The sequence below is a fragment of the Corynebacterium sp. HMSC29G08 genome, assembly GCF_001806875.1.
Lineage (GTDB): Bacteria > Actinomycetota > Actinomycetes > Mycobacteriales > Mycobacteriaceae > Corynebacterium.
Window position 1 is genome coordinate 1 of sequence record NZ_KV786279.1, and the last position, 21,442, is coordinate 21,442.

General features: G+C 60.5%; 18 protein-coding genes. 11 read left to right on the top strand and 7 right to left on the bottom strand.

Annotated elements, in window-relative coordinates:
• The first annotated feature begins 192 nt into the window (after nt 1-192).
• The 6 genes from HMPREF3101_RS11170 to HMPREF3101_RS11195 all read left to right on the top strand — a co-directional run bounded on the left by HMPREF3101_RS11170 (nt 193) and on the right by HMPREF3101_RS11195 (nt 10,876).
• Nucleotides 193-1,155 (top strand): cell envelope lipid trafficking protein PgfA, encoded by a 963-nt coding sequence (locus HMPREF3101_RS11170; protein ID WP_070465696.1) that lies wholly within the window; start codon nt 193-195, stop codon nt 1,153-1,155.
• A gap of 193 nt (nt 1,156-1,348) precedes the next feature.
• Nucleotides 1,349-4,846 carry a DNA-directed RNA polymerase subunit beta gene (locus tag HMPREF3101_RS11175; RefSeq protein WP_070465758.1) on the top strand — a complete coding sequence of 1,166 codons (3,498 nt, stop codon included), beginning with the start codon at nt 1,349-1,351 and terminating at the stop codon, nt 4,844-4,846.
• 96 nt (nt 4,847-4,942) lie between these two features.
• Entirely contained in the window at nt 4,943-8,956 is a 4,014-nt protein-coding gene (locus tag HMPREF3101_RS11180) for a DNA-directed RNA polymerase subunit beta' (protein ID WP_070465699.1), read from the top strand.
• A gap of 167 nt (nt 8,957-9,123) precedes the next feature.
• Nucleotides 9,124-9,732, top strand: coding sequence for a hypothetical protein (locus HMPREF3101_RS11185; RefSeq protein WP_070465702.1), 609 nt, complete (start codon nt 9,124-9,126; stop codon nt 9,730-9,732).
• Complete coding sequence (locus HMPREF3101_RS11190) at nt 9,732-10,241, top strand: hypothetical protein (RefSeq protein ID WP_070465704.1); 510 nt, start codon at nt 9,732-9,734, stop codon at nt 10,239-10,241. The genes HMPREF3101_RS11185 and HMPREF3101_RS11190 overlap by 1 nt, the downstream gene beginning before the upstream one ends.
• Nucleotides 10,238-10,876 carry a hypothetical protein gene (locus tag HMPREF3101_RS11195; protein WP_070465706.1) on the top strand — a complete coding sequence of 213 codons (639 nt, stop codon included), beginning with the start codon at nt 10,238-10,240 and terminating at the stop codon, nt 10,874-10,876. Before HMPREF3101_RS11190 ends, HMPREF3101_RS11195 begins: the two co-directional genes overlap by 4 nt.
• Here HMPREF3101_RS11195 and HMPREF3101_RS11200 read toward each other — a convergent pair.
• Nucleotides 10,816-12,153: a hypothetical protein gene (locus HMPREF3101_RS11200; protein ID WP_141737454.1), complete on the bottom strand. Its 1,338-nt coding sequence runs from the start codon at nt 12,151-12,153 to the stop codon at nt 10,816-10,818. The genes HMPREF3101_RS11195 and HMPREF3101_RS11200 overlap by 61 nt on opposite strands.
• 259 nt (nt 12,154-12,412) lie before the next feature.
• On the opposite strand from HMPREF3101_RS11200, the gene rpsL reads away from it, so the two are divergent.
• From rpsL to HMPREF3101_RS11225, 5 genes are all read left to right on the top strand, one after another.
• Entirely contained in the window at nt 12,413-12,784 is a 372-nt protein-coding gene (rpsL, locus tag HMPREF3101_RS11205; RefSeq protein WP_052205411.1) for a 30S ribosomal protein S12, read from the top strand.
• A gap of 6 nt (nt 12,785-12,790) precedes the next feature.
• A complete protein-coding gene (rpsG, locus tag HMPREF3101_RS11210; protein WP_052205410.1) occupies nt 12,791-13,258 on the top strand; it encodes a 30S ribosomal protein S7 in 468 nt (155 codons plus the stop codon).
• Nucleotides 13,259-13,486: 228 nt separating this feature from the next.
• Entirely contained in the window at nt 13,487-15,607 is a 2,121-nt protein-coding gene (gene fusA / locus HMPREF3101_RS11215) for an elongation factor G (protein ID WP_070465712.1), read from the top strand.
• Between the two features lie 349 nt (nt 15,608-15,956).
• Nucleotides 15,957-17,147: an elongation factor Tu gene (tuf, locus tag HMPREF3101_RS11220; protein WP_070465715.1), complete on the top strand. Its 1,191-nt coding sequence runs from the start codon at nt 15,957-15,959 to the stop codon at nt 17,145-17,147.
• A gap of 411 nt (nt 17,148-17,558) precedes the next feature.
• On the top strand, nt 17,559-18,251 hold the full coding sequence (locus tag HMPREF3101_RS11225) for a hypothetical protein (RefSeq protein ID WP_070465762.1): 693 nt from the start codon (nt 17,559-17,561) through the stop codon (nt 18,249-18,251).
• Between the two features lie 13 nt (nt 18,252-18,264).
• On the opposite strand, the gene HMPREF3101_RS11230 is transcribed toward HMPREF3101_RS11225, so the two are convergent.
• From HMPREF3101_RS11230 to HMPREF3101_RS11255, 6 genes are read right to left on the bottom strand one after another with little or no spacing between them, the layout of a single operon-like run.
• Complete coding sequence (locus HMPREF3101_RS11230) at nt 18,265-18,825, bottom strand: Asp23/Gls24 family envelope stress response protein (protein ID WP_070465717.1); 561 nt, start codon at nt 18,823-18,825, stop codon at nt 18,265-18,267.
• Entirely contained in the window at nt 18,822-19,436 is a 615-nt protein-coding gene (locus tag HMPREF3101_RS11235) for an Asp23/Gls24 family envelope stress response protein (protein ID WP_070465719.1), read from the bottom strand. The genes HMPREF3101_RS11230 and HMPREF3101_RS11235 overlap by 4 nt, the downstream gene beginning before the upstream one ends.
• Nucleotides 19,420-20,307 carry an Asp23/Gls24 family envelope stress response protein gene (locus HMPREF3101_RS11240; protein ID WP_052205404.1) on the bottom strand — a complete coding sequence of 296 codons (888 nt, stop codon included), beginning with the start codon at nt 20,305-20,307 and terminating at the stop codon, nt 19,420-19,422. Before HMPREF3101_RS11240 ends, HMPREF3101_RS11235 begins: the two co-directional genes overlap by 17 nt.
• On the bottom strand, nt 20,307-20,507 hold the full coding sequence (locus tag HMPREF3101_RS11245) for a hypothetical protein (protein WP_052205403.1): 201 nt from the start codon (nt 20,505-20,507) through the stop codon (nt 20,307-20,309). Before HMPREF3101_RS11245 ends, HMPREF3101_RS11240 begins: the two co-directional genes overlap by 1 nt.
• 33 nt (nt 20,508-20,540) lie before the next feature.
• Nucleotides 20,541-20,891, bottom strand: coding sequence for a hypothetical protein (locus HMPREF3101_RS11250; RefSeq protein ID WP_070465722.1), 351 nt, complete (start codon nt 20,889-20,891; stop codon nt 20,541-20,543).
• Nucleotides 20,892-20,893: 2 nt separating this feature from the next.
• Complete coding sequence (locus HMPREF3101_RS11255; RefSeq protein ID WP_070465725.1) at nt 20,894-21,427, bottom strand: Asp23/Gls24 family envelope stress response protein; 534 nt, start codon at nt 21,425-21,427, stop codon at nt 20,894-20,896.
• Between the last annotated feature and the right edge of the window lie 15 nt (nt 21,428-21,442).

Below are 21,442 nucleotides of genomic sequence, written 5' to 3' on the forward strand. Positions count from 1 at the left end.
AGGTTGAGTGTGATCCGTATTTTTTCCGTCCGGAAGCAACATAAATCGGAGGCGAGGTGGCCTCCTTCAGGCCCTGCGGGGTCCGTTGCCCGCAGAAATATTGACACCTCACACAGCGTCGTTCGATGTGTCGGTTCGGTGTGTCGCCAGATCCAGCCCCGCAAGAAAGGGGCTGCGGTAAAGTAGCGCACCATGCATAAGTCCCCGGTTTTGCCAGCGCTGATGGTGGTGTTGGGTGTTGCGCTGCTGGTTGCGGGACTGGTGGCGCCAAAGTTCCTGGTGTGGGATGCCCGTCTGCCGCTTACTCTCAGTTCCGCGACGTGGACGTTGACTGATCCAAACGGCACGCGCGATGCTAAGCCTGCGCCGGTGACGCGCCAGCTGTACATGGAGATTCGTGAGCCCTCAGATGAGAACACGATGTCGGTGCGCGTGGGGGACACGTTGCGCGCGGGGGACGCGCCAAGTGACTTTGAGAATTTGGTGACCGCATCCACGTGGTCGTTCCAGATGGACCGGCTAACAGGGGAGGTCCTTGAGCCTGCCGACGTGCAGCTGGTGATGGCCATGCCGGAGGTACCTGTGCCGATTGAGGGGGCGTGGCTGAAGTTCCCGGCAAACGTGGAGCAGCGTGACTATGAAGTCTTTGACCCCACGCTTCGTGGGACTGCCCCCGCCCAGTTCGTGGGCGAGGAAGAGATGGAAGGCCGCACTGTTTACACCTTCCGCCAGGTTGTTGCGCCGACAAATCTGGCGCAGCGTTTCGCTGATGATCGCAACCTGGGCTTCACCGAAGATCAGCGCACCTATCTGTTCCACGCCGCGGAGCGTGAACTCCTGGTGGATCAGGCATCTGGCCTGGTGGTGGGCCTGCGTGAAGCGGTGGATGATTACTACGCGGATGCTGAGGGGAACGGGCTGGAGAACGTCGTAACCTATGGCGCGCAAACAGACCCGGAGCAGGCCAGTGAACTGCTCAAGGAGCTGGCTCGTCTGTCCGCGCCAACGTGGGGTACGCTTGCTTCCCGCATCGCCATTGGTGCTGGTGGCATCTTGACGCTGGCGGGGCTCGCGTGGATACTCGCGCAGCGCCGTTTGGATGGTAGGGTGTCCGCGGGTGGGGCATCTCTTTACAAGAGCAGAGATGTGGTATAAGCTCATTCGTTGCGCTGGAAGCCGTCTCCAGTGTGCGCGCAAACCTTGCAGATGCGGTAGATGAAGGCCGATTTGACAAGGTGATTTTGTTGTCTCTGGGGGCGGAACTTCCGAAGCAGACCGAATGCTAACTTAACCAGCGGAAATGCCGCAGATCTGTATGCCAGAGCAGATTTTTGCGGCCTCCGCTAAGGTGCTGGAAGGACCCAACTTGGCAGTCTCAGACCAGACCATGTCAATGGCTGAAATCCCCGGGGCGCCCGAGCGTTACTCGTTCGCCAAAATCAATGAGCCCATTACCGTCCCGGGCCTGCTCGATGTGCAGCTTGAATCTTTTGCGTGGCTCGTGGGCACGTCCGAGTGGCGTGAGCGCGAGCAGCAGCTGCGCGGCGAAACCGCTCGTGTCACGAGTGGCTTGGAGGATATCCTCGAGGAGATCTCTCCGATCCAGGATTACTCGGGCAATATGAGCCTGAGCTTGTCCGAGCCGCGCTTCGAAGATGTGAAGTACACCATCGAGGAAGCTAAAGACAAGGACATCAACTACTCCGCGCCGCTGTACGTCACGGCGGAGTTTATTAACAATGACACGCAGGAGATTAAGTCCCAGACCGTGTTTATCGGCGATTTCCCGCTGATGACGGAGAAGGGCACCTTCATTGTCAACGGCACGGAGCGTGTGGTTGTTTCCCAGCTCGTACGTTCTCCGGGCGTGTACTTCGACGAGACGATTGATAAGTCCACGGAGCGCCCACTGCACTCTGTGAAGGTGATTCCGTCGCGCGGTGCGTGGCTGGAGTTTGACGTGGACAAGCGCGACACGGTTGGTGTGCGTATTGACCGTAAGCGTCGTCAACCGGTGACCGTCCTGTTGAAGGCGCTTGGCTGGACCGCCGAGCAGATCACGGAGCGCTTCGGCTTCTCCGAGATCATGATGGCCACCCTTGAGTCTGACGGTGTGGCTAACACCGATGAGGCGCTGCTGGAGATCTACCGCAAGCAGCGCCCGGGCGAGCAGCCGACGCGTGACCTTGCGCAGTCCCTGCTGGAGAACTCCTTCTTCAAGGCAAAGCGTTATGACCTTGCTCGCGTGGGCCGCTACAAGATCAACCGCAAGCTGGGCCTCGGCGGCGATCATGACGGTTTGATGACGCTGACCGAAGAGGACATTGCAACCACCCTTGAGTACTTGGTGCGCCTGCACGCAGGTGAGTCCGAGATGACCTCGCCGTCCGGTGAGATCATCCCGATCAGCACTGATGACATTGACCACTTTGGTAACCGTCGTCTGCGCACGGTGGGCGAGCTGATCCAGAACCAGGTTCGCGTGGGCCTGTCCCGTATGGAGCGTGTTGTGCGTGAGCGCATGACCACGCAGGATGCGGAGTCCATCACCCCGACGTCTCTGATCAACGTGCGCCCGGTTTCGGCTGCTATCCGTGAGTTCTTCGGTACCTCGCAGCTGTCTCAGTTCATGGACCAGAACAACTCCCTGTCTGGCCTGACGCACAAGCGTCGTCTCTCCGCGCTCGGCCCGGGTGGTCTGAGCCGTGAGCGTGCCGGCATTGAGGTGCGTGACGTGCACCCGTCCCACTACGGCCGTATGTGCCCGATTGAGACGCCGGAAGGCCCGAACATTGGTCTGATCGGTGCACTGTCTTCGTACGCTCGCGTTAACGCATTCGGCTTCATTGAGACGCCGTACCAGAAGGTCAATGACGGCAAGCTGACCGACCAGGTTGACTACCTCACCGCTGATGAGGAGGACCGCTACGCCATTGCGCAGGCGGCTACTCCGATGGATAAGGACGGCAACCTGACCGGTGAGCGTATTGAGGTCCGCTTGAAGGACGGCGACATCGGCGTTGTCGGCCCGATGGGCGTTGACTACCTGGATATCTCCCCGCGTCAGATGGTTTCCGTTGCTACGGCAATGATTCCGTTCCTGGAGCACGACGATGCTAACCGTGCCCTGATGGGTGCGAACATGCAGAAGCAGGCTGTGCCGCTGCTGCGCGCGGAGGCTGCTTACGTGGCAACCGGTATGGAGCAGCGCGCTGCATACGATGCTGGCGACACTGTGATCTCCGCGAAGGCTGGTGTGGTTGAGACCGTGACCGGTGACTACATCACCATCATGGACGACGAGGGTGGCCGCGACACCTACATGCTGCGTACCTTCGAGCGCACCAACCAGGGCACCTGCTACAACCAGACTCCGATTGTGAGCCAGGGGGATCGCGTTGAGGCTGGCCAGGTCATTGCTGATGGCCCAGGCACCAAGGACGGCGAGATGGCACTTGGCCGTAACCTCTTGGTTGCGTTCATGCCGTGGGAAGGCCACAACTACGAGGACGCCATCATCCTCAACCAGCGCGTGGTTGAGGAGGACATCCTGACCTCGGTGCACATAGAGGAGCACGAGATTGATGCTCGTGACACCAAGCTGGGTGCTGAGGAAATCACCCGCGAGATCCCGAACGTGTCCGAGGACGTGCTGAAGGACCTGGATGAGCGTGGCATCATCCGCATTGGTGCGGATGTGCGTGACGGCGACATCCTGGTGGGTAAGGTCACCCCGAAGGGTGAGACCGAGCTGACCCCGGAGGAGCGCCTGCTGCGCGCCATCTTCGGTGAGAAGGCTCGCGAGGTGCGCGATACCTCTTTGAAGGTGCCGCACGGTGAGCAGGGCAAGGTCATCGCTGTTCGTCGCTTCGCTCGTGAGGACGATGATGATCTGGCTCCGGGCGTCAACGAGATGATCCGCGTCTATGTTGCACAGAAGCGCAAGATCCAGGACGGCGACAAGATGGCTGGTCGCCACGGCAACAAGGGTGTTGTTGGCAAGATCCTGCCGCAGGAGGACATGCCGTTCATGGCGGACGGTACCCCGGTGGACATCATCCTGAACACCCATGGTGTTCCGCGTCGTATGAACATTGGTCAGGTCCTCGAGGTGCACTTGGGCTGGCTGGCTAAGGCCGGTTGGACGGTGAACCCGGATGACCCGAAGAACGCGAAGCTGCTGGAGACGCTGCCGGAGCACCTCTATGACGTGCCTGCAGAGTCGCTGACTGCAACCCCGGTGTTTGACGGTGCGACTAACGATGAGATCGCAGGCCTGCTTGCTAACTCCAAGCCGAACCGTGACGGTGACGTCATGGTGGATGAGAACGGCAAGACCATCCTGTTTGACGGCCGTTCCGGTGAACCGTACAAGTACCCGATTTCGGTTGGCTACATGTACATGCTGAAGCTGCACCACCTGGTGGACGAGAAGATTCACGCTCGTTCCACCGGCCCGTACTCCATGATTACGCAGCAGCCGCTGGGCGGTAAGGCCCAGTTCGGTGGCCAGCGTTTCGGTGAGATGGAGGTGTGGGCAATGCAGGCATACGGCGCTGCCTACACCCTGCAGGAACTCCTGACCATCAAGTCGGATGACGTTGTTGGCCGCGTGAAGGTCTACGAGGCGATTGTGAAGGGCGACAACATTCCGGATCCGGGTATTCCGGAGTCTTTCAAGGTGTTGCTGAAGGAGCTGCAGTCGCTGTGCCTGAACGTGGAGGTGCTTTCCACCGACGGCACGCCGATGGAGCTTGACGGCGACGATGATGAGTTTGATCAGGCTGGATCCTCGCTGGGTATCAACCTTTCCCGCGATGAGGGTGCGGCAGCTGATACGGCGTAAGGCTGGGGCGGGGCGTCGAGAAGCATTGTGCTTGTCGACGTCACCGCGAACACTACGAACCTCAACCCCAAACAACTACTGAAAAGGAAGTTTTACGTGTTTGACGTAAACCTCTTCGATGAGCTTCGCATCGGCCTGGCCACCGCCGACGACATCCGTCGTTGGTCCCACGGCGAGGTAAAGAAGCCGGAGACCATTAACTACCGCACCTTGAAGCCGGAGAAGGACGGCCTGTTCTGTGAGCGCATCTTCGGCCCCACCCGTGACTGGGAGTGCGCCTGCGGCAAGTACAAGCGTGTCCGCTACAAGGGCATTATTTGTGAGCGCTGTGGCGTCGAGGTGACCAAGTCCAAGGTTCGCCGTGAGCGCATGGGCCACATCGAGCTGGCTGCACCGGTGACGCACATCTGGTACTTCAAGGGTGTGCCGTCCCGTCTGGGCTACCTGCTGGACCTGGCGCCGAAGGACCTTGAGCGCATTATTTACTTCGCTGCCAACATCATCACCAGCGTTGATGAAGAGGCACGCCACAATGATCTCTCCACCCTTGAGGCAGAGATGATCATGGAGAAGAAGGAAGTCGAGGACGACGCCAACTCTGAGATCGCCGAGCGCGCTCAGAAGCTGGAAGAAGACCTGGCTGAGCTCGAGGCTGCTGGCGCAACCGCCGCTGCACGCAAGAAGGTGCAGAACGCTGCTGACAAGGAGATGACCCACCTCCGTGAGGCGGGTGAGCGTGAGGTGGAGCGTCTGGACGAGATCTGGACCACCTTCACCAAGCTTGCTCCGAAGCAGATGATTATTGATGAGAACCTGTATGAGGAACTCATCGACCGCTACGAGGACTACTTCACCGGCGGCATGGGCGCGGAGGCTATCCAGACCCTGATCCGCAACTTTGACCTGGATGCTGAGGCTGAGGAGCTGCGCGGCATCATCGCTGAGGGCAAGGGTCAGAAGAAGGTCCGCGCACTGAAGCGTCTGAAGGTTGTCGCTGCGTTCCAGCGCTCCGGCAACGATCCGGCAGGCATGATCCTGGACGCGATCCCGGTGATCCCTCCAGAGCTGCGCCCGATGGTGCAGCTGGACGGTGGCCGTTTCGCTACCTCCGACCTCAATGACCTGTACCGTCGCGTGATCAACCGCAACAACCGCCTCAAGCGCATGATTGACCTCGGCGCACCCGAGATCATCGTGAACAATGAGAAGCGCATGCTGCAGGAGTCCGTGGACGCACTGTTTGACAACGGTCGCCGCGGCCGCCCGGTCACCGGCCCGGGTAACCGTCCGCTGAAGTCCCTGTCTGACCTGCTGAAAGGTAAGCAGGGCCGCTTCCGCCAGAACCTGCTGGGTAAGCGTGTGGACTACTCCGGCCGTTCCGTGATTATTGTTGGTCCGCAGCTGAAGCTGCATGAGTGCGGTCTGCCGAAGCTGATGGCACTTGAGCTGTTCAAGCCGTTTGTGATGAAGCGCCTGGTGGACAATGACTACGCGCAGAACATCAAGAGCGCGAAGCGCATGGTGGAGCGTCAGCGTCCTGAGGTGTGGGACGTGCTGGAAGAGGCCATTGCAGAGCACCCGGTGCTGTTGAACCGCGCACCGACGCTGCACCGCCTTGGTATCCAGGCGTTTGAGCCGAAGCTGGTTGAGGGTAAGGCAATTCAGCTGCACCCGCTGGCTTGTGAGGCGTTCAACGCCGACTTCGACGGTGACCAGATGGCTGTTCACCTGCCGCTTTCCGCTGAGGCACAGGCTGAGGCCCGCATCCTGATGCTGTCCTCCAACAACATCCTGTCCCCGGCGTCCGGCAAGCCGCTGGCTATGCCGCGTCTGGACATGGTGACCGGCCTGTACTTCCTGACCATGCTGAAGGGCGAAAACGAGATCGGCGGCGAGGGCGCATACGCTCCTGCTGATGAGAACAGCCCGGCACGTGGCGTGTACTCCTCCTACCGTGAAGCCATCATGGCTTACGACCTGGGTGTACTTGGCCTGCAGGCACCGATCCAGGTGCGCATTGATCACCTGCGTCCGACGCCGGAGATCGAGGCCGAGCAGTTCCCGGACGGCTGGGAGAAGGGCCAGGCTTGGACCACCCAGACCACCCTGGGCCGCATCATGTTCAACGAGCTGATGCCGTTCAACTTCCCGTACCAGGAAGGCGCCATGGTGCGCAAGGGCGGCGGCTCCGGCAAGGTGCTGCTGGGTGACATCATCCAGTCCATGGTGGAGAAGTACCCCATGATCACCGTTGCTCAGGTGCTGGACAAGATGAAGGACGCTGGCTTCTACTGGGCTACCCGCTCCGGCATCACCATCTCCATGTCTGACGTGCTGGTGCTCCCGAACAAGAACGAAGTCTTGGAGGAGTACGAGCGCGAGGCAGAAGAGATTGAGCGCAAGTTCTGGGAGAAGGGTGCTCTGACCGAGGAGAACCGCTACGACCGCCTGGTCGAGCTGTGGCAGGACGCTACCAACAAGGTGGGTCAGGCCGTGGAGGATCTCTACCCGGATGACAACCCGATTCCGATGATTGTGAAGTCCGGTGCTGCCGGTAACATGCGCCAGATCTGGACCCTGGCCGGCATGAAGGGCATGGTTGTGAACTCGCGTGGTGAGTACATCACGCGTCCGATCAAGACCTCCTTCCGCGAAGGCCTGACCGTGATGGAGTACTTCAACAACTCCCACGGTTCCCGTAAGGGCCTGGCCGATACGGCTCTGCGTACTGCAGACTCCGGCTACCTCACCCGTCGTCTGGTTGACGTGGCGCAGGACGTCATCGTCCGCGAGGATGACTGTGGCACCCACCAGGGCGTCAAGGTACCTGTTGCCGTTGTCCTCGCAGGCTCGGACAACGAGAAGAAGTACGCCCGTCATGACCTGGTCGAGACCTCTGTCTCTGGCCGCGTCCTGGCAGCTGACGCGAAGGACGCCGAGGGCAACGTTGTGCTTGAGGCTGGCGCTGAGCTTTCTGAGGAGCGTATCGACGCACTCGTGGCCGCCGGCATCGTGGACGTCAAGGTCCGCTCCGTATTGACCTGCCAGACCCCGACCGGTGTCTGCGCGAAGTGCTACGGCAAGTCCATGGCTACTGGCCAGCTGGTGGATATCGGCGAGGCCGTCGGCATCGTCGCTGCACAGTCTATTGGTGAGCCGGGTACCCAGCTGACAATGCGTACCTTCCACCAGGGTGGTGTCGGTGGCGACATTACCGGTGGTCTGCCGCGTGTTCAGGAGCTGTTCGAGGCACGTGTGCCGAAGAACCGCGCACCGATCGCATCCGTGGCAGGCACCATCACCCTTGAGGACGAGGGCAACTTCTGGACCCTGACCATCCACCCGGATGACGGCTCGGATGTTGTGGTCTACGAGAAGCTGTCGAAGCGCCAAGGCCTGGCCCAGGTGCGCCGCCCGATGGAGTCCAACCCGGACGCCTACATCGAGCGCTCCCTGCGCGAAGGCGACCGCGTAGAGGTGGGCGAGCGCCTGCTTCGCGGCGCCGCTGACCCGCACGACGTGCTTGAAGTCCTCGGCCGCCGTGGTGTGGAAAAGCACCTGATCGATGAGGTCCAGGCCGTGTACCGCACCCAGGGTGTGTCCATTCACGACAAGCACATCGAGATCATCATCCGCCAGATGCTGCGCCGCGGAACCGTCATCGACTCGGGTACCACCGAGTTCCTGCCGGGCACCCTGGTGGATCTGGCGGAAGCCCGCCAGGTCAACGCCGCTGCAGTTGCAGACGGCGGCCAGCCGGCGGAGATGCGCTCCGAGATCATGGGTATCACCAAGGCCTCCCTGGCTACGGAGTCCTGGCTGTCCGCAGCCTCCTTCCAGGAGACCACCCGCGTGCTTACGGACGCCGCGATCAACAAGCGCTCCGACAAGCTGATCGGCCTGAAGGAGAACGTGATCATCGGCAAGCTGATCCCGGCTGGTACGGGCATTTCCCGCTACCGCAACATCCAGGTCAAGCCGACCGAGGCGGCTCGCTCCGCGGCCTACTCGATCCCGAGCTTCGGCGACTCCATCTACGGCGATGAGGGCTACGGCGAGTTCACCGGCGCCTCCGTCCCGCTGGATGAGTACGGCTTCGATCAGATCTAGTTCTCTGGCATGTAGCTAGGTCTGCTTCCCAAAAGCCCGGCTGTCTTCCTGTTCGAGGAGGGCGCCGGGCTTTCGGTTTTTTCCGCGCGACGGCCAGGGCCCGACCTAGCTGGCCTGGGAACCCAGAAAGGCTGCGCCGCACGCTGAGGCGTGGTTGAATTCTTGGTGTGCACGGATTTGTCAGGTCAGTAGCTGGCGACATTTTCACGCGCGCCAACATGACCATTCTGGCGCTAGTGGTGTTCGTTGGCTTCCTTGGGTTACGCAGCGGCTTTGAGAAGGCCGACCCCGAGGGGTTCATCCATGCCAGCGCGCCGGTGGGGGTCAACGCGTTGGCGCAGCCTGTGGAGGTGGAGGTCGCGCCGTTTGATTTCCAGATCCGCAAAACCTACGTGGTAGATCGCTCAAGGGTGGTGGAGATGCGGTTGACCAATACGTCGAAACGCCCGGTGACCCGCCTGCTAGCGGCGTTTGACCTTGAGGTTTCCGGCCTGCCGGAGGATCAGCAGCCTAGATTCACCCCCTCGGTGGCGCGCCTTTCGCCGGTGGGGGAGCCGCTGGAACTGCCCGTCTACGACGTGATCAACCCCAACCCGGGGGTGCCCTTGAACATTGCGGTGGTGTTCACCCCAGTCGATGATGAGCCACAGGAGCAGCAGCGTATCGACGCCGCAGATAACCTTGTCATCTGGACCCTCGAATACAAGCGCTCCTTCTTGGACAACCAGATGATGTGGCTGCCCACGCAGCGCATGGCGGAGGTGAGTCTGCGGTGATGGATGGATTTGCGCGCCAAGTATGGACCGTCGCCGTAGTCCTGGCTCTGCTTACCCTTGGGGTATTCATCCGCGGGCAGCTGCCGAACCCGCTGGACCGGGTCTTTGCGCCCTTTGATTACACAAGCAGCGCCCCTGAGATTGGCACAGTGGAGGACACCCGGACGTATGTCACGCCGGTGTTTAACGGGATGAGCACGAACGCTTCTTGGATGGTGGTGGATTTCAGGGTGACCCCGGAGGCGTCGATAGGCTTTGTGCGAGGCAGCATCACGGCTTCCGACGGCACGGAATTCACCCAGTCCAACAGCTGGAGCAACAGCTGCCCCGTGTTGTACCCGGGCAGGACTGTGGACTGCACGTTCGTCTTTGAGATGCCGGAAAACAAGATTGACGACGCCACGCTGAAGGTGTTGGCGTCGTGGGATCATATGGCGCCACGGGTCGTCGTCAAGCTAGAAAAGCCCCTGTTCGAGGGGGAGATTGTCCGTGAGGAGGTGACGGTGTGAGGAAAGCCTGGTGGGTGGCGGCGTCGGCGGCTGTGGCGCTGATGGTTGGTGCTTCGATGCAGCCGTACTTCAGCATCGTGCGGCCATGGACGTGGAGCAACGAGGAACTCGTGCCGGCTGGCGGCGAGGGGAGCTTTGCGTTTCCGATCGCGGATGTTGAAGGCGCGACGTATCAGGCGCAGGTCAGCGTGCTGGAGTTCCAGGAACTCAACCCGAAGCAGCAGGATGTGTTGGAGGTGCACGCGCCGGAGGGCTTCAGTCCGTGGCTGGTGCTAACGCAGTGGTCAGCGCCGCAGGACTCCGTGCTGCAAGGCTGCCGGATGTGGGCGACAGGTTCGGATGGTCGCGAGTACCAGCTGGTAGATGGAGCATTTGTGGAGCCGGTGATGCAGCGGGACTTAAGTACCGCAGACGGCTGCACCCTGCCGGGTCAAGGCGGCCCGCTGGTTGGAGACGGGCAGATTGTTGAGGGCTTCGGCGAGCCCCGACCCGGCACCTGGCGCAAACTCACCCCCATAGCCATGCCTGAGGGGGTGCAGCCGCTCACGCTGCACGTTGGTTGGGAGGAACCGCACTACGTGACGTTGGTGCTGCCAGAGCCCGAACCCTTCGGGGAGTTTGCCGACGGCGAGTAGGTGCTGCGCAAGAAGTGATCCAGCGCCGCGGCGACGAGGCACACCACCACCATCAGATACGTCATGCGCGCGAATACGAGGATGAATGTGGCGGCTTGCTCACTTTGAAGCGATTGCTGCGGTCCGGCGATCAGGCGGCCAAGCTCGACTACGCCAAGCTCAACGCTTGTGGCCAGCATGAACACCAGGCAGAAGATCACCATCGGCACAAGGCCAGCGCGGGCAAGGGTTCGCAGCCCTTTCCACGTGGTTTTCAGCGGACCAGCGACGGGCTTTAAGGCGTTGTCCATCACCGTTTTCGCCTCACTGCGCGCTGCCTGCCGGGCACGCTGGCGCAGGCGTGGGCTGGCAGTGTCGGCGTCGGTTCCGGCGTCTGCTTTTGCGTCGGCTTCGGTTTTCTCGGCTGCCTGCTTGGCCACCAACGAGGTGCCAAACACCACCGCACCCAGCGTCAACCAGGCAATGGGCACCGTGACAAATTGGCTGAATGTGGGTAGTTTCGCCGCGAGCCATGCCCACCATTCCCCAAAGACGCCAGTGGATTTTTCAATGCTTTCTGAAAGCTCAACGTAGGACCGGTAGGTCGGCGCGATACTCCTGCGCGTGAGTGCCCAGTCCTGCACGGCCGAGAGCTGGTTGGTCAGAAACACCGACACTGTGGTCATCCACAGCACCTCAAGGTACGCGGAGAGATACGTCAGCCCGAGGCCTTTCTCTGCAAGCGCGAAATAGCCGATGATTTTGCGCAAGATGATCGTGCCCAGAATCAACGCGATGAGCGCCGCCGTGCTATCCACAAAAGCGCGGCTGAAGTCGGCGTTGAAGCCTTGGTTCATGTATTCGTCGATAGTCGTGGCGCGCCGGAAATCCCGCAGATCCTCCTTCAACATCCCGTGCGTGGCGTACACCGTGAGAAACGACACCAGCAGCCCGCCGACCGACAGGAGCCTTGTGCGCGATTGCGTCTCCGCTCTCTCTGGGAACGTCTCCACCAAAAAAGGCAACGACGGACGTAATACCCACAGGCAGAGGATCAGCGACATCATCACCGACAGCGGCGCAAGCGGCATGATGAGTGCTGCGCCAAAGCTGCTGTAGTTAGACAGCCACACCGCCAGCCAGATCACTGCCTGCCTGCCGGCCAAGCCGACGCAGATGAGCGTGAGCAGCTGGGGGAGATGACGCACAAGCAGACGCAAGGCGCTGACAGGAATGGTTGCAGAAGCTGCGATCATGTCACGTGTTGAGCGAAGTGCTACCCCGGTGCGGCTGGTCATGTCAGCAGTGTAAAACGAATTGGACGGGCGTGTGGGGGGTTTGGCGTGGGCGTCGATAAGCGAAATTTGCTCCCAAAACCAACTGTGTAGTACCTTGATTGAGGTTTCGCCCGCATTCTCGCGCGGTGCGAAAGTTTCGAACTCCATGCGACACTCGTTGCATGCGTTGGTTCATGCAGACGGAAGGGCCCCGCGAAAGAGCCCCCATTTTTGCATGTATGGGCGCGTGTGTGGGGTCGTGAATACAGAAAGAGCGTGAATGCCTACTATTCAGCAGCTGGTCCGCAAGGGCCGCAAGGATAAGAAGTCCGAGGTTGCTACGGCCGCCCTGAAGGGCTCCCCGCAGCGCCGCGGCGTGTGCACCCGCGTGTACACCACCACTCCGAAGAAGCCGAACTCTGCACTGCGTAAGGTCGCACGTGTGCGCCTGACCTCCGGTATTGAGGTTTCCGCATACATCCCGGGTGAGGGCCACAACCTGCAGGAGCACTCCATGGTGCTCGTGCGCGGCGGTCGTGTGAAAGACCTGCCGGGCGTGCGCTACAAGATCATCCGTGGCGCTCTGGATACCCAGGGTGTGAAGGACCGCAAGCAGGCTCGCTCCCGTTACGGCGCGAAGAAGGGGCAGTAAAGAACAATGCGTAAGCAAAAAGCACCTGTACGTCCCGTAGTTAAGGATCCGGTATACAACTCCGAGCTGGTTACCCAGCTGGTGAACAAGATCCTGAAGGACGGCAAGAAGTCCACCGCAGAGCGCATCGTTTACGGCGCGCTTGAGATCTGCCGCGAGAAGACCGGTACTGACCCGGTTGGCACCCTGGAGAAGGCACTGGGCAACATCCGCCCGGACCTTGAGGTTCGTTCCCGCCGTGTTGGTGGCGCTACCTACCAGGTTCCGGTCAAGGTTGAGCCGGGCCGCTCCAACACGCTTGCTCTGCGTTGGATGGTGACCTTCACTCGCCAGCGTCGTGAGAACTCCATGATTGAGCGCCTCGCTAACGAGATCCTGGATGCGTCCAACGGCTTGGGTGCATCTGTGAAGCGTCGTGAGGACACGCACAAGATGGCAGAGGCAAACCGCGCCTTCGCCCACTACCGCTGGTAATAGGTTCGCGCCTTATGAGCTCTACGTTTCGGCCCGTGGATAAGTTGTCCGCACGCGTACGCGTCGGAGTCTTGCTCCCGGGCCGTTTGCGTAGCGACGGGTGCGTAACCTGCCTCCACGCGCAAATAGTGGAATAATCGACCAAGGACAATATCCGCCAAAGACGCTATCTCGGCTCCCTAGCGTGCGCCGGGGCGGTGTCGACAACTCATAAGTTGGGGTAAAAACGTGGCACAAGAAGTGCTTAAAGACCTGAATAAGGTCCGCAACATCGGCATCATGGCTCACATTGATGCCGGTAAGACCACCACGACCGAGCGCATCCTGTTTTACACGGGTATCAACCGCAAGGTTGGCGAGACCCACGACGGTGGCGCAACCACCGACTGGATGGAGCAGGAGAAAGAGCGCGGCATCACCATTACGTCTGCTGCCGTGACGTGCTTCTGGAACAACAACCAGATCAACATCATTGACACCCCGGGTCACGTGGACTTCACCGTTGAGGTGGAGCGTTCCCTGCGTGTTCTGGACGGCGCTGTTGCTGTCTTCGACGGCAAGGAAGGCGTTGAGCCACAGTCTGAGCAGGTTTGGCGCCAGGCTGCGAAGTACAACGTGCCGCGTATCTGCTTCGTGAACAAGATGGACAAGCTGGGTGCAGACTTTTTCTTCACCGTCGGCACCATCGTTGACCGCCTCGGCGCCAAGCCGTTGGTTATGCAGATCCCGATCGGCGCTGAGGACGACTTCGACGGCGTTGTTGACCTCATCCAGATGAAGGCATACCTGTGGCCGGGCAAGGTTGAGACCGGCACCCCGCCGCAGATCGTTGACATCCCAGCTGAGCTGCAGGACAAGGCAGACGAGTACCGCGAGAAGCTGCTCGAGACCGTTGCTGAGTCCGATGAGGAGCTCATGGAGAAGTACTTCGGCGGCGAAGAGCTCACCGTTGAGGAGATCAAGGCCGCTATCCGCAAGCTGACCGTTAACTCCGAGATCTACCCGGTGTTCTGTGGTACCGCGTACCGCAACAAGGGCATCGAGCCGATCCTGGACGCTGTTGTGGACTACCTGCCGAGCCCGCTGGACATCGGCGAAGTTCGCGGCACCTCCGTAGACGGCTCCGAGGAGCTCGTCCGTAAGCCGTCCGTTGAAGAGCCGTTCTCCGCACTGGCATTCAAGATTGCTGTGCACCCGTTCTTTGGCAAGCTGACCTACGTGCGCGTCTACTCCGGCCAGGCAATCCCGGGCGAGCAGATGCTTAACTCCACGAAGTCCAAGAAGGAGCGCGTGGGCAAGCTCTTCCAGATGCACGCGAACAAGGAGAACCCGGTTGAGCACGCTGACGCCGGCAACATCTACGCGTTCATTGGCCTGAAGGAAACCACCACGGGTGACACCCTGTGCAACCCGGATCACCCGATCATCCTGGAGTCCATGGACTTCCCGGATCCGGTTATCCAGGTGGCCATTGAGCCGAAGACTAAGGCTGACCAGGAGAAGCTGGGTACCGCTATTCAGAAGCTGGCGGAAGAGGACCCGACCTTCACCGTCAAGCTGGACGAGGAGACCGGCCAGACCATCATCGGCGGCATGGGCGAGCTGCACCTCGACGTGCTGGTTGACCGCATGAAGCGCGAGTTCAAGGTCGAGGCAAACATCGGTTCCCCGCAGGTTGCTTACCGCGAGACCATCCGCAAGAAGGTGGAGTCCCTGGACTACACCCACAAGAAGCAGACCGGTGGTTCAGGCCAGTTTGCAAAGGTCATTGTCACCATCGAGCCGTACAACCCGGACCCGGAGACGCTGGAGGAGGGCGAGAGCGCAACCTACAAGTTCGAGAACGCCGTCACCGGTGGCCGCGTGCCGAAGGAGTACATCCCGTCCGTGGACGCTGGTATCCAGGATGCGATGCAGTACGGCTACCTCGCTGGCTACCCGCTGGTGAACATTAAGGCCACCCTTGAGGACGGCGCCTACCACGACGTTGACTCCTCTGAAATGGCCTTCAAGCTCGCTGGCTCCCAGGTTCTGAAGGAAGCGGTTGCTAAGGCTAAGCCGGTTTTGCTTGAGCCGGTCATGGCTGTTGAGGTTGTGACCCCGGAGGAGTACATGGGCACCGTTAACGGTGACATCAGCTCCCGTCGTGGCCAGGTCTACGCAATGGAGGACCGCTCCGGTGCGAAGGTTGTTCGCGCTAAGGTGCCGTTGTCCGAAATGTTCGGCTACATTGGTGACCTGCGTTCCTCGACCGCGGGCCGCGCGAACTTCACCATGGTGTTTGACTCCTACGCTGAGGTTCCGCAGAGCGTTGCTCAGGAGATCATCGAGCAGCGCACCGGCAAGTAAATTGCCCTAACGCTTCGTGCTTTGGCTTATCGACGGCTACGCCAGAGCCGTCGATAGTAAAAGCTAGGCACGAAGCGCACCCTAGGGGGTGCGGCCTACTGAAGTTCCAGCCCAAAAACCCAGCCAGATGGGGTGGAGCTTGAGTTGGCCGTTACTCACTAGGTGGATCCGCGGTTTGCTCGGATCGGCCGGTTTGAAAAACGGTCATTCAGAATCTAGGATCATGTAACTGGCACATTGTGAAATGGTCGATGCAGCATGTCTCGCGCATGCGGGCCATGAGGCAAGGCAAATGTAAACAACGTGGCTGCGAAGGTCGTAGCCACATGGAAGTCCAGGAGGACAACAAGTGGCAAAGGCAAAGTTCGAGCGTACGAAGCCGCACGTCAACATTGGCACCATCGGTCACGTCGACCACGGCAAGACCACCACCACGGCTGCCATCACCACCGTGCTGGCTCAGGAGTACCCGGAGGAGAACAAGGCGTTCGACTACTCCGCAATTGACAAGGCTCCGGAGGAGCGCGAGCGCGGTATTACCATCAACATCTCCCACGTGGAGTACAACACCCCGAAGCGCCACTACGCTCACGTGGACGCCCCGGGCCACGCCGACTACATCAAGAACATGATCACCGGCGCTGCTCAGATGGACGGCGCAATTCTCGTGGTTGCAGCTACCGACGGCCCGATGCCGCAGACCCGCGAGCACGTGCTGCTGGCTCGCCAGGTTGGCGTTCCGTACATCCTCGTTGCACTGAACAAGTGCGACATGGTCGATGATGAGGAAATCATCGAGCTGGTTGAGATGGAAGTTCGTGATCTGCTGGCTGAGCAGGAGTACGACGAGGATGCACCGATCGTCCACATCTCCGCACTGAAGGCTCTCGAGGGCGAGAAGAAGTGGGTTGACTCCATCCTGGAGCTTATGCAGGCATGTGACGACTCCATCCCGGACCCGGAGCGCGAGACCGACAAGCCGTTCCTGATGCCGATCGAGGACATCTTCACCATTTCCGGCCGCGGCACCGTGGTTACCGGTCGTGTGGAGCGTGGCGTGCTCAACCTCAACGACGAGGTCGAGATCATCGGTATCCGCGAGAAGTCCCAGAAGACCACCGTTACCTCCATCGAGATGTTCAACAAGCTTCTTGACACCGCTGAGGCTGGCGACAACGCAGCTCTGCTGCTCCGTGGTCTGAAGCGTGAGGACGTTGAGCGCGGTCAGGTCATCATCAAGCCGGGCGCTTACACCCCGCACACCAAGTTCGAGGGCTCCGTCTACGTTCTGTCCAAGGACGAGGGCGGCCGCCACACCCCGTTCTTCGACAACTACCGTCCGCAGTTCTACTTCCGTACCACTGACGTTACCGGCGTTGTGAAGCTGCCGGAGGGCACCGAGATGGTTATGCCGGGCGACAACGTTGAGATGACCGTTGAGCTCATCCAGCCGGTTGCTATGGACGAGGGCCTGCGCTTCGCTATTCGCGAAGGCTCCCGCACCGTCGGCGCTGGCCGTGTTACCAAGATCCTCGGCTAATTCCAGCCGCCAGGGTCTAACTGGGTAACCCAGTAACACCTCAAAGGCCGCCACTCCCATACGGGAGGGCGGCCTTTTTGCATGCCCGGATACATGTGCAGGTGTTTGGGCAGCTATGGCCAGGATCGGGGAGCCTGTGCTGTCCGGTCCGGTCCCAACAGATATGCAGGGGAAGAAATGCAGGTCTGCAGGTAGCGGCCATTTTTCATTAAGGCCGGTCTTATTGAAAAAACGCTCTGAGCTGGGAACCTGCATATCTTCCCCTGCATATCTGTGTTCCAGCGCTATTCGCAGGCCGTTCGTCCTGCTTACGCAAACGCGATCAGCGTGAGGAGGCCGCGTACTGGTGCACGAACTCGCGGCCTCAACTTGTGCCAGATCAGATGGGACGGGCTCGGCTACAATGCTCGCGTGCACGAAACTGACCCAACCCGCATCCCTAAACTCATAGCGAGGCTCCAAGATGCGTGGGAAGGCCAACCAGACCTCACACTCCCGGCTTTTCTAGGTGTGTTGCAGAACCGTGGACTGTCCTGGGGCTCCACCGAGGACGAGCTGCTGGCAATCCTGGATGAGGTTGCAAGAGAACACCCATCCCTGCTGACAGCGCCACTGGAACGCACTGTGTGCATCGCTACGACAGCGCCACAGCTCACCATCACACTGACAAGCACCACGGCGATAGTGCGAAACGCTGCAGACCCGAAACGGATGCCCGGGGTGTGGCGCTATGACGCCTTCCGGCCAACAGGGCCGGGCCGGCCACTGGTGGTGCGGGATACAGAAGGCGTAGAGCACCGGCTGGGCGTCGTTGAAATGATCACCGGGTTGCCACCGAAAGACGCCGACATGCTCGATGGCCTGCGGCGTGTGGACGTCGGCTCGGAACGCTGGCTCCTGCAATGTGAGGACGGCTCTAGGGTGATCCTCGGGCAGCGGATCTGGTTATGGACTGTGCAGGGGAGACAATCGCTGCTTGAAACGATCGCGTGGGACCAGCTGCTGGCTTGTACGCCGGGCGCTGAGATAGTTGTAGCCCCAGCCGGCGGCGGGAGGCCGCGCAAACTGGGGCTACTGAAAGAGGCGTATCTGTTGGAGGCCTAAACGCTGGTAGCGGCTACGCTGCGACGCGGTCCAGCTGCAGCTTCCACACCGTGTCAATTTCCATCGTGTGGTTGGCTACGCGGAAATCCTCGTTAGCGCTTTCAATGGCGCTGATCGCCTCACCCAGGTCATAGGAAGGGTTAGCGATGACGGTAAAGGTAGCGGTTGGGCGTTTGCCCACCATTGCAACCTTGCACGACGCACGCGATACGGACGGGGATTGCGTAATCGCCGTACAGGCCGCCTCGGCAACGCGCTGGACATTGATCACCGTGTCGCCGTGTGCCGGGTCCGCTGCCGCGATCTCCCTGTTGGAGAACGCGCGGCTGCGGATGTTAGCCAGAATTAGCCACAGGCCGACAAAAAACAGGACGATCGCCGCGATAATCAGCGCGGTGTTGTACCAGCCGTAGTAGGGCACCTCCGAAATCGATGCCCGGTTGAACTGGTTAATCCAATCACTGACGTAGGGGATGTCCCAGTACAGCGCCACCGGCACCAAGCCAGCAACAATAAGCAGCAGTCCGAAGAGGAAGACTACGAGGCGGTCGAAGAAGGAAAGTCCCTTAGTCATCGCTGTACCTCCTGTTCAGTAGTAGCGGTCTCCGGCGCAGGTGCCGGCTGGTTCACCTTCACTGCCACCGCAGGCGGCGCCTGCAGACGGCTGAACTCACCATTAAGCAGGCTGGTCACACGCTCCTGGGTTGAGCCAGTGCCGTCATCATCAATCTCAACCGTCAGCTTCTTACGGTTCGCCTTCGAGCGGACCGTAGTGCTGCCGGTCTCAGCGCGGGCTGCGTTGGTTGCCTTGCGGGCAATATCCACGGGACGTACCCAAATAGAAGCGGGGGAGTCCACGCGCACATGGGTACGAGCCCTCGGAATGAAGGCGGTGATGACAAGCCAAAGCCCGACAAGGGCGATGATGATGCCGAGGGTGACCACCTTTGCGTCGATAAGCGAGGAAGCCATCGTGTTAAATACCGGCAACAACCAAGAGGTAAACGGCTGGTCCTGGGCGTAGAACCAAAGTTCGCGAACCAACACGCCGGAAAGCGCAATCAGGAGCACGCCAAGCACAACAGTGATCCAACGGACAGCCGGATTCGCACGCGGCTCAGCGCCAGGGTGCGGACCAAGCGGGCGGTTTGGCGCTTCCGTGTGGTCCTTAACGGGTGCGGTCATAATACTTCTCCACCGGTCGAATCGTGATTTGCTTCAACGGCTGCGGCATTGGGGCCTCAGGGCGCTTCACAGGTCTCGGCGAGGGCACCCCAACCGGACGCAAGTGCGGCGCCGCGGGAGCGCTTACCGGCACAACAGAGCTCCGGTTGATGTACACCTCTTTGAGCGCGCGCCGCGGCGGCACCGTAGCGCCCTTGACCGGGCGCGGGTACGGAGCGTGTACGGACGCAGCCTGCGGAACGAAACGCTGCACTTCAGCAAGCTGGCGCGGCTGAGGAGTCTCAGGCGAAAACGTCTCAAGCGGCGGTGGCACGACAACGTCGGTGAGCTGCAGCGGCGGTGCGTCAAAGCCTGTGGTGCGAACCTCAGGTGGCGCAGGAACCGTCACTTCGCGCAGTTCATCCAGCTGTGAGTCAACCTCAATCGGCGAAAGCGCGATCGGGTCCTTCGTTACCGGGGAGGTGACCGGCGAAGGGGATATGCGGATACCAACCGGCTCAGCCGATGCATTGTGGCTAGCCACATCATCCCAAGTCACACGGTGGCCGTCCGTCTCAGTTTGCACATTGGCCACGTGCACCTGAACGCGGGAAACATCCAGCCCACACAGGGAACGGATGTGGGCGATGATGGTAGCCCGCACCGCGTCCGTAATAGCCGCAACTGGGGCAGGGTAGGTGGTGGCAATCTCGGCCTCTACCGCAGCAATTGCTGAGGCGCGGTCCAAGTGCACATTCACCCGCGGGTACTTGCGCCCCGCAAGGCCAGCTAGCTGGGCGTCGAGGCTGAGTACACCGGGAACAGTGAGCACGGCCTGCTCTGCTACGTGCTCAACTGCCTTCTCGCTGATGTGGTAAAACGTGCCGTCCATTAGCTTTGGCCCTTGCCGGAGGTCTTGCTCACGGCGCGGGCCAAGTCCAGCCGGCCATCAAGCTGAGCGCCGATTACGCCACCGATGACGGTGAACAGCAGCAGCCAAATCAGGCCGAACACACCGCCAAAGGTGACGAAAAACGCAACGATCAGGCCGATGATGATGCCCAGCACCGTCTTGTTTTCGAAGATATTCATGGGGAACACCAAATCTTCCAGATTGTCTTCCAGTTAGTGTGACGCGCGGACAGCATCCGCCACCACAACGTCTACAAAACCGAGAGAAGTAGCCTGAAGTACCGCTTCACGAACGTCGGTTGCAACAGCCTGCACTTCGCGCTCAGAGCCAACGTCAAACACAACGTGGACCTCAAGGCCAAGTTCGGTGCCGTGCTCTCCGCCGTTATCGCCGCCACGCTCAACGCTGCGGCGAGAGTTACGAAGCCCCTCGATGCGTTCACCGGGAAGCAGAATTGCTACTTCGCCGAAGCGGCCTCCGTGGAGGCCGGCAACGCCGGGGACTGCAAGTGCTGCGGTACGGGCTGCCTCCGCGGTTTCTCGGGTTACGGAGGTCTGCGCCATAACTACTGGCCCAGTGCCGGGTTAGCAGCCTGGTAGTTCACGTTCTCGTCGTACTGCTCCGGCACAGCGGTCTCCTGCTCCGGCAGGTTCACGTCGTGCACCGTCACATCAACGCGGTCCACAATCAGGCCGGTCATGCGGGTGATGGCAACGGTGATGTTCTCGCGGATAGCGTTAGCCAGCTCGTGGATGGCAACGCCGTACTCAGCGATGATGGCAACAGCAACGCTGACGTGGCCCTGGTCCACCGCAACGTTCACGCCCTGCTGGACGTTGGTGGAGGAGGTGAAGGACTCGCGCACAGCACCCCACATACGTGCAGCGCCGCCGCCCAGGTTGTGAACGCCAGAAACTTCACGGGCTGCGATGCCGGCGATCTTGCCCACCACGTTGTCATCAATAACGGTGGTGCCGTGATCGGTCTCCAGGTTCTCGTTGCGCGGGCGAACCTGCTCCGTCTCTACTGCCTTGGAATTTGCAGTGGAGTCAGTGGTAGATGGGGTATTCGGGGTCTTCGGGGTGTTGTTGTCAGCCATGATGATCCTTTCATT

Excerpts from the sequence above, each read along its gene's own strand:
- HMPREF3101_RS11235 (WP_070465719.1), bottom strand. The coding sequence starts at position 19,436 with ATGACCGCACCCGTTAAGGACCACACGGAAGCGCCAAACCGCCCGCTT.
- HMPREF3101_RS11230 (WP_070465717.1), bottom strand. The coding sequence starts at position 18,825 with ATGACTAAGGGACTTTCCTTCTTCGACCGCCTCGTAGTCTTCCTCTTC.
- rpsL (WP_052205411.1), top strand. The coding sequence starts at position 12,413 with ATGCCTACTATTCAGCAGCTGGTCCGCAAGGGCCGCAAGGATAAGAAG.
- HMPREF3101_RS11200 (WP_141737454.1), bottom strand. The coding sequence starts at position 12,153 with ATGACCAGCCGCACCGGGGTAGCACTTCGCTCAACACGTGACATGATC.
- HMPREF3101_RS11190 (WP_070465704.1), top strand. The coding sequence starts at position 9,732 with ATGGATGGATTTGCGCGCCAAGTATGGACCGTCGCCGTAGTCCTGGCT.
- HMPREF3101_RS11245 (WP_052205403.1), bottom strand. The coding sequence starts at position 20,507 with ATGAATATCTTCGAAAACAAGACGGTGCTGGGCATCATCATCGGCCTG.
- rpsG (WP_052205410.1), top strand. The coding sequence starts at position 12,791 with ATGCGTAAGCAAAAAGCACCTGTACGTCCCGTAGTTAAGGATCCGGTA.
- HMPREF3101_RS11250 (WP_070465722.1), bottom strand. The coding sequence starts at position 20,891 with ATGGCGCAGACCTCCGTAACCCGAGAAACCGCGGAGGCAGCCCGTACC.
- HMPREF3101_RS11170 (WP_070465696.1), top strand. The coding sequence starts at position 193 with ATGCATAAGTCCCCGGTTTTGCCAGCGCTGATGGTGGTGTTGGGTGTT.
- HMPREF3101_RS11255 (WP_070465725.1), bottom strand. The coding sequence starts at position 21,427 with ATGGCTGACAACAACACCCCGAAGACCCCGAATACCCCATCTACCACT.
- HMPREF3101_RS11240 (WP_052205404.1), bottom strand. The coding sequence starts at position 20,307 with ATGGACGGCACGTTTTACCACATCAGCGAGAAGGCAGTTGAGCACGTA.